Raw genomic sequence first — 8,009 nt, forward strand, 5'->3', positions numbered from 1 at the left:
GGCTGCCGGCGGAGCACGTCACCGGGGGCGGCCTGGAGCTGGCGCAGCCGCCCGGAGCGGTCTGGGACGTGCTGACCGATGTCGAGCTCTTCCCGGCCTGGCGCCCCGACGTGTCACAGGTCGAGCGGCTGCCCGCCACGGCGGCCGGACTGGCACGCTGGCGCGAGTACGGGCGGCACGGCCACACCACCTACGAGGTGGTCGAGAGCGATCCCCCGCACCGCCTGGTGACCGGAATCGCCGACCCCGACCTGCCGTACGGCGGCACCTGGACGTTCACCCTGACCCCGGCGGGCCCGGGCTGCGCCCTCACCGTCACCGAACGCGGCGAGGTCTACCAGCCGCTCTACCGGGCCGTCTCGCACTACGTGACCGGCGAGGGCGCCACCGTCCACCGCTTCCTGGCCGCGCTCGCCCACCGGATGGCGCGGTAGCCCTCACCGCACCCAGTCGCGCCGGTAGTCGGCCCAGTTCTGCTCGGTGGCGGCGAAGTCCACGTACAGCCCGACGCCGAAGTTGCGCCGCTGCAGGTCGTACCGGCCCAGGCCCAGCCGGATGCCGCGGATCCCGGCGGTCACCGTCTCGGCGCTCCCCCAGTGGCCCCACTCGTCCTCCCAGTAGAACGGCAGGCCCATCAGCAGGTCGACGTCCTCCGGGGTGGCCTCCAGGGCGAGTTCGGTCTGGTAGGCGTTGTAGGCGCCGTAGAAGCCCTCGGTCGGCATGCTGGAGTCGTAGGTCATCACCGCGACCTGGTCGACCCGGCGCGCGGTGGCCGCGAAGTACGCCTGGTCCCACCACTTGCCGTGGCCGGTGAGCGCGATGCCGACGTTGTGCTGGTACGGCAGCGGGTCGATCTGCGGGGCGGCCACCGACAGCACGGCGCCGCGGCCGGCCGTGACCGGGCGGACCGCGTCGAGCAGGGCGAGCCAGCCCTTCGAGCCGGGCCGGATCGGCTCCATGTCGAAGTGCACGCCGTCGAAGCCGAGGTCCAGCACCTGCCCGGCGGAGGCGGTGACCCGCTCGCGGGTGGCGGCGTCCTCCAGGTCGAGGGCGTCCTTCTCCGGCTTCACCTCGTCGCCCAGCCAGCTCTGCACCCGGATCCCGGGCAGCGCCCGGTGCGCGGCCTCGGTGAACCAGCGCGCGCGGGGATGCACGGTGGGCGGCAGCGAGCCGTCGTGCTCCAAGGGGCCGGTGTGCACGTACAGGTCGCGGATGCCGGTGCCGGCCAGCCGCCGGGCGAGCGCGGTGATGTCGGCGTCACCCTTCCGGCCGTCCACCCAGGCGTGGCCCAGCCAGACCGCGTCGCGGCCCCGGCTGCGGGCCTCGGGGGAGGGGTCGCCGACGTACTGCAGCCGCAGCGCGAGCGCCGCCGAGCCGACCGGCACGGTCACCACGGCCACCGCCACACCCGCCACCACCAGGGCCTTCCGCCAGCGCGACCAGCCCCGCCAGCGTGTCCGCAGCGCCCTCGCCCGGGCCCCCGCCCAGCGCCACGCCCCACGCACGGCGTCTCGAATCCCCGTCCGGAATGCGGTCATCCCGCGACTCCCCCCTCGTGGTCGAACGCTCAGGATACGGAACAGGTGGCCTCCTCCCGCCGGGGGCCCGATACCCTGGCCACGTGCGTCCCCGATTCAGCGGGTTCGCAAAGCCGACAGCCGTCGCACCCAGGGAGAAGCCCCATGGCCACCGCAGCCACCCCGTCCGTCCCCCAGCAGAGCCGCGCGAACGCGCTGCGCGAGGCGCTCGCCACCCGCGTGGTGGTCGCCGATGGGGCGATGGGCACCATGCTCCAGGCGCAGGACCCCACGCTGGAGGACTTCCAGAACCTGGAGGGCTGCAACGAGGTCCTCAACCTGACCCGGCCCGACATCGTCCGCTCGGTGCACGACGCCTACTTCGCGGTGGGCGTGGACTGCGTGGAGACCAACACCTTCGGCGCCAACCACTCCGCGCTCGGCGAGTACGAGATCTCCGAGCGCGTCTTCGAGCTCTCCGAGGCCGGTGCCCGGCTGGCCCGCGAGGCCGCCGACGCGCACGCCGCCGAGGACGGCCGGCAGCGCTGGGTGCTCGGCTCGATCGGCCCCGGCACCAAGCTGCCGACCCTCGGCCACGCCCCGTACGAGACGCTGCGCGAGGGCTTCCGGCGCAACGCGGCCGGCCTGATCGCGGGTGGCGCGGACGCCCTGCTGGTGGAGACCAGCCAGGACCTGCTGCAGACCAAGGCCGCGATCCTGGGCTCCAAGCAGGCGCTGGCCGAGGCGGGCCTGGACCTGCCGGTGCTGGTCCAGGTGACCGTGGAGACCACCGGCACCATGCTGCTGGGCTCGGAGATCGGCGCCGCGCTGACCGCCCTGGAGCCGCTGGGCGTCGACTACATCGGCCTGAACTGCGCCACCGGCCCGGCCGAGATGAGCGAGCACCTGCGCTACCTGGCGAAGAACGCCCGGATCGGCCTGTCCTGCATGCCGAACGCCGGTCTGCCGGTGCTGGGCAAGGACGGCGCGCACTACCCGCTGAGCCCGGCCGAACTGGCCGACGCGCACGACGTCTTCACCCGCGAGTACGGCCTGTCGCTGGTCGGCGGCTGCTGCGGCACCACGCCCGAGCACCTGCGCCAGGTGGTCGAGCGGGTGCAGGGCCGCCCGGTCGCGCCGCGCGACCCGCGCCCGGAGCCGGCCGCCGCCTCGCTGTACCAGTCGGTGCCGTTCCGTCAGGACACCTCGTACCTGGCGATCGGCGAGCGCACCAACGCCAACGGCTCGAAGAAGTTCCGCGAGTCGATGCTGGCCGGCGACTGGCAGGCCTGCGTGGAGATCGCCCGCGACCAGATCCGCGACGGCTCGCACCTGCTGGACCTGTGCGTGGACTACGTCGGCCGCGACGGCGTCGCCGACATGAAGGAGATCGCCGGCCGGCTGGCCACCGCCTCGACCCTGCCGATCGTGCTGGACTCCACCGAGCCCGAGGTGCTGCGGGCGGGCCTGGAGGCGCTCGGCGGCCGCGCGGTGCTCAACTCGGTCAACTACGAGGACGGCAACGCCCCGGAGTCGCGCTTCGGCCGGATCGCCTCGCTGGCCCGCGAGCACGGCGCCGGCCTGATCGCGCTGACCATCGACGAGGAGGGCCAGGCCCGCACCGCCGACACGAAGGTGGAGATCGCCGAGCGGCTGATCGCCGAGCTCACCGCGGACTACGGCATCGACGAGGGCTCGATCCTGGTCGACTGCCTGACCTTCACCCTGGCCACCGGCCAGGAGGAGTCCCGCCGGGACGGCGTCGAGACCATCGAGGCGATCCGCGAGCTGAAGCGCCGCCGCCCGGCGGTGCAGACCACGCTGGGCCTGTCCAACATCTCCTTCGGCCTCAACCCGGCCGCCCGGGTCGTCCTCAACTCGGTCTTCCTGCACGAGTGCGTGGAGGCCGGCCTGGACTCGGCGATCGTGCACGCCTCCAAGATCCTGCCGATCGCGCGGATCCCGGAGGAGCAGCGCGAGGCCGCGCTCGACCTGGTCTACGACCGCCGCCGGGAGGGCTACGACCCGCTGCAGCGCCTGCTGGAGCTGTTCGAGGGCGTCTCCTCGGCCTCGGTCAAGGCCTCCAAGGCGGAGGAGCTGGCCGCGCTGCCGCTGGAGGAGCGCCTCCAGCGCCGGATCATCGACGGCGAGCGCAACGGCCTGGAGGCCGACCTGGACGAGGCGCTGACCCAGCGCCCGGCCCTGGAGATCGTCAACGGCACGCTGCTGGCCGGCATGAAGGTGGTCGGCGAGCTGTTCGGCTCCGGCCAGATGCAGCTGCCGTTCGTGCTCCAGTCGGCCGAGGTCATGAAGACCGCGGTGGCCCACCTGGAGCCGCACATGGAGAAGTCCGACGACGAGGGCAAGGGCACCATCGTGCTGGCCACCGTCAAGGGCGACGTCCACGACATCGGCAAGAACCTGGTCGACATCATCCTGTCCAACAACGGCTACACCGTGGTCAACCTGGGCATCAAGCAGCCGGTCTCGGCGATCCTGGACGCCGCGCAGGAGCACAACGCGGACGTCATCGGGATGTCCGGCCTGCTGGTCAAGTCCACCGTGATCATGAAGGAGAACCTGGAGGAGCTGAACCAGCGCAAGCTGGCGGCCGACTACCCGGTGATCCTCGGCGGCGCCGCGCTGACCCGCGCCTACGTCGAGCAGGACCTGCACGAGATCTACGAGGGCGAGGTCCGCTACGCCCGGGACGCCTTCGAGGGCCTGCGGCTGATGGACGCGCTGGTCGCGGTCAAGCGCGGGGTGCCCGGCGCCGTCCTGCCGGAGCTCAAGCAGCGCCGGCACGCCCGGGTGGAGGTCGAGGAGGTCGAGGAGGTCAACCTCGGCCAGATCCGCTCCGACGTGGCGGTGGACAACCGGGTGCCCGAGCCGCCGTTCTGGGGCGACCGGATCGTCAAGGGCGTGCCGTTCGCCGACTACGCCTCCTGGCTGGACGAGGACGCCCTGTTCAAGGGCCAGTGGGGCCTGAAGGCGGCCCGCAACGGCGAGGGCCCGTCCTACGAGGAGCTGGTGGAGACCGAGGGCCGGCCGCGGCTGCGGATGTGGCTGGACCGGCTGCAGACCGAGGGCTGGCTGGAGGCGGCCGTGGTCTACGGCTTCTACCCGGCCAACTCCAAGGGCGACGACCTGATCGTCTTCCACGAGGACGGCACCGAGCGGACCCGCTTCACCTTCCCGCGCCAGCGCCGCGGCCGCCGGCTCTGCCTGGCGGACTTCTTCCGCCCGGAGGAGTCCGGGGTGCGCGACGTGCTCGGCCTCCAGGTGGTCACCATGGGCAACCGGATCTCCGAGGCGGCCAACGAGCTGTTCGCGAACAACTCCTACCGCGACTACCTGGAGCTGCACGGCCTGTCCGTCCAGCTGGCCGAGGCGCTGGCCGAGTTCTGGCACGCCCGGGTCCGCTACGAGCTGGGCTTCGGCGACGAGGACCCGCAGGACGTCAAGGACATGTTCGCGCTCAAGTACCGCGGCGCCCGGTTCTCGCTGGGCTACGGGGCCTGCCCGGAGCTGGAGGACCGCGCCAAGATCGCCGAGCTGCTGAAGCCGGAGCGGATCGGCGTGGTGCTCTCCGAGGAGTTCCAGCTGCACCCCGAGCAGTCCACCGACGCGATCGTGATCCACCACCCGGAGGCGAAGTACTTCAACGCCCGGTAACACCCGGGTCGCGCAACGTTCGCCCGATCCGGGCGACCCGGGCGTATTCTGGATGATCCTGAACGGGCCGGTCCGCTCACCAGCGGGCCGGCCCGTGCCATCCCCGGGGCCGATCCGGGCACGGACGGAAGGATCCCGCCATGACCACCATCTCCACCGCCACCCAGCTCCTCGGCGGAGACGACCGGGGCCTCCAGGCGGTGCTGCTGGACATGGACGGGACGCTGGTCGACACCGAGGACTACTGGTGGCAGGCGGAGGTCACCCTCTTCGCCGACCTGGGCCACCGGCTGAGCGCCGAGGACCGCGCCCACGTGGTCGGCGGCCCGATGACCCGGGTGATCGACCACCTGCTGAGCAGCACCGGCGTGGACCTGTCGCCGGCCGACCTGACCGTGCTGATCAACCAGCGCTTCGTCGACCTGCTGGGCGGCGGGGTGCCGCTGATGCCGGGCGCCGAGCGGCTGCTCAACACGCTGGCCGCGCACGGCGTGCCGGCCGCGCTGGTGTCCGCCTCGCACCGGCACATCATCGACATCGTGCTGCGCTCGCTGGGCGCCGAGAACTTCGCGTTCTCGGTCGCCGGGGACGAGGTGCCGCGCACCAAGCCGCACCCGGACCCGTACCTGGAGGCGGCCCGCCGACTGGGCGCCGACCCGGCCCGCTGCGTGGTGGTGGAGGACGCGCCGACCGGGGTGCGGGCCGCCGAGGCGGCCGGCTGCCCGGTGATCGCGGTGCCCTCGGTGGCGCCGATCGAGCCGGCGCCGGGGCGGCTGGTGCTCTCCTCGCTGGAGCAGGTCGACCTGGAGCTGCTGCGCTCCCTGGTCGCCTCGCGAGTGTGATTGTCGTCTCATTGCGGGGTAGCGGCGGCGACCGCTAAGCGGACCTGACCGGCGAGTCCCGGGGAGCGTCACGGGAGAAAACGGGCATTGCCTGACAACTCTTCGGACAGGCCTGACCAGGGCCCCGCCACCGTGTCCCAACCGTCACCTGTGCGGGTGCCGGGGGTGTGTGTTCGATATGGCACGCTACTCGGGTTCGTTCCACCCCCGAGCCCAGGCACCGCCGCTGACGGGCACCCCCGTCGTGCCCGCGGTCGCAGCCGGACCGCACCCCAGAAGGACGCGACCCGTGAAGACTTCAGCTGAACGACTGGCCGTGCTCGGCTGCGCCGGAATCGTCGCCGCCTCGGTGGCCGGCTGCGGCTCGGTCACCGACGCCGTCAAGGGGGACGGCGACAAGGCGATCACCATGGGCACCACCGCGCTGACCAACTCGCTGGACCCGGCCGTCGCCTACGACGCCGGCTCCTGGCTGCTGATGCGCAACACCTTCCAGTCGCTGCTCAGCTACCCGGCCGCCTCCAGCGCGCCGACCCCGGACGCCGCCGAGTCCTGCTCGTTCGGCACCGGCGACGCCACCGAGTACCGCTGCACGCTCAAGAGCGGACTGAAGTTCTCCAACGGCCACGCGCTCACCGCCGCCGACGTCGTCTTCTCGGTCCAGCGGACCCTGAAGATCAACGACCCTAACGGCCCGGCCGGCCTGCTCTCCTCCATCAAGTCCGTCGAGGCGCCCAACGACACCGAGGTGGTCTTCCGCCTCGGCCAGCCCGACGCCACCCTCCCGGCCAAGCTGGCCGGCCCGGCCGGCGCCATCATCGACCAGGAGGTCTACCCGGCCGACAAGGCGCTGCCCAACGACAAGCAGATCGGCTCCGGCCCGTACAAGATCGACTCGGTCGAGGCGATGGCCAAGGGCGGCCCGGCGAAGGTCGTGCTCTCGCCGAACGACAAGTACACCGGCGAGGCCAGGCTGCGGAACAAGAAGTTCACGCTGCGCTACTTCGACAAGCCGGCCGACCTCAAGGCCGCGCTGGACAGCGGCGAGGTCGACCTCGCCGACAACAGCCTGGAGCCGAACACCGCCGCCCAGATCCTCACCGACCAGCAGGGCGGCAGGACCGACCTGCGCGTCGTCGAGGGCGACAGCAACGACACCCGCTACCTGGTCTTCAACACCAAGGACGCCACCGCCGGCAACGTCGCCGTCCGCCAGGCCGCCGCCCAGCTGGTCGACCGCAAGGCGCTGGCCCGTGACGTCTTCGCGCGCACCGTCCAGCCGCTGTACTCGATGGTCCCGGCCGGCGTCACCGGCCACACCACCGCCTTCTTCGACCGCTACGGCGACCAGGACGTCGCCAAGGCCAAGGCGATCCTCACCACCGCCAAGGTGCAGACCCCGGTCAAGCTCACCCTGACCTGGTCGCGCTCGCGCGCCGAGGCCGCCGAGGCCGAGACCCTGAAGAAGCAGCTGGAGGCCGGCGGTCTGTTCCAGATCACCGTCCAGCAGGAGCCCGACTGGGACACCTACAAGAAGGGCTGGAACGAGGGCAAGTACCAGCTGTACACGATCGGCTGGTTCGCGGACTACCCGGACCCGGACAACTACGTCGCCCCGCTGATCGTCGAGGGCGGCTCGTACCACCACGGCTGGGACGACCCGCAGATCAGCCAGAAGCTGGTGCCCGACACCCTCAAGCAGACCGACCGCGCCGCCGCCGGCGGCAGCTACGCCCAGATCCAGAACATCGTCGCCACCAACGCCCCGCTCATCCCGCTGTTCCAGAACAAGGCGTTCTTCACCTCCCGCTCCAACATCACCGGCGTGGAGTCCACCGTCGACACCACCGGCTTCTTCCGGTTCTGGGAGATCGGCCGCAGCGGCAAGTAGCCCCCACCGCCCACGGCGCGACACGGCGGCCCGCCCGCACCGCCCGGCCGCTGCCGCTGGACGTGCTCTGCTCCGCGCTGCGGG

The 8,009-nt window shown here is 72.0% G+C and carries 5 protein-coding genes; 4 read left to right on the top strand and 1 reads right to left on the bottom strand.

The features are described 5' to 3' along the window. The first annotated feature begins 38 nt into the window (after window positions 1-38). Window positions 39-434: an SRPBCC family protein gene (locus ABD308_RS39520; protein WP_425554655.1), complete on the top strand. Its 396-nt coding sequence runs from the start codon at window positions 39-41 to the stop codon at window positions 432-434. 3 nt (window positions 435-437) lie between these two features. Here the strand turns inward: ABD308_RS39520 and ABD308_RS00085 are convergent, their stop codons facing one another. Beyond that, window positions 438-1,505 carry a glycoside hydrolase family 18 protein gene (locus ABD308_RS00085; protein ID WP_344321730.1) on the bottom strand — a complete coding sequence of 356 codons (1,068 nt, stop codon included), beginning with the start codon at window positions 1,503-1,505 and terminating at the stop codon, window positions 438-440. Between the two features lie 177 nt (window positions 1,506-1,682). Between ABD308_RS00085 and metH the strand changes: the two genes are divergently transcribed. The 3 genes from metH (at window position 1,683) to ABD308_RS00100 (ending at window position 7,925) form a co-directional block, all read left to right on the top strand. Further along, complete coding sequence (metH, locus tag ABD308_RS00090; protein ID WP_344321737.1) at window positions 1,683-5,192, top strand: methionine synthase; 3,510 nt, start codon at window positions 1,683-1,685, stop codon at window positions 5,190-5,192. A gap of 140 nt (window positions 5,193-5,332) precedes the next feature. Next, on the top strand, window positions 5,333-6,034 hold the full coding sequence (locus tag ABD308_RS00095; protein ID WP_344321743.1) for an HAD family hydrolase: 702 nt from the start codon (window positions 5,333-5,335) through the stop codon (window positions 6,032-6,034). A gap of 289 nt (window positions 6,035-6,323) precedes the next feature. Further along, window positions 6,324-7,925 (top strand): ABC transporter substrate-binding protein, encoded by a 1,602-nt coding sequence (locus ABD308_RS00100; protein WP_344321746.1) that lies wholly within the window; start codon window positions 6,324-6,326, stop codon window positions 7,923-7,925. Window positions 7,926-8,009 lie beyond the last annotated feature (84 nt).

It is taken from the genome of Kitasatospora putterlickiae (assembly GCF_039527695.1).
Classification (GTDB): Bacteria; Actinomycetota; Actinomycetes; order Streptomycetales; family Streptomycetaceae; genus Kitasatospora; species Kitasatospora putterlickiae.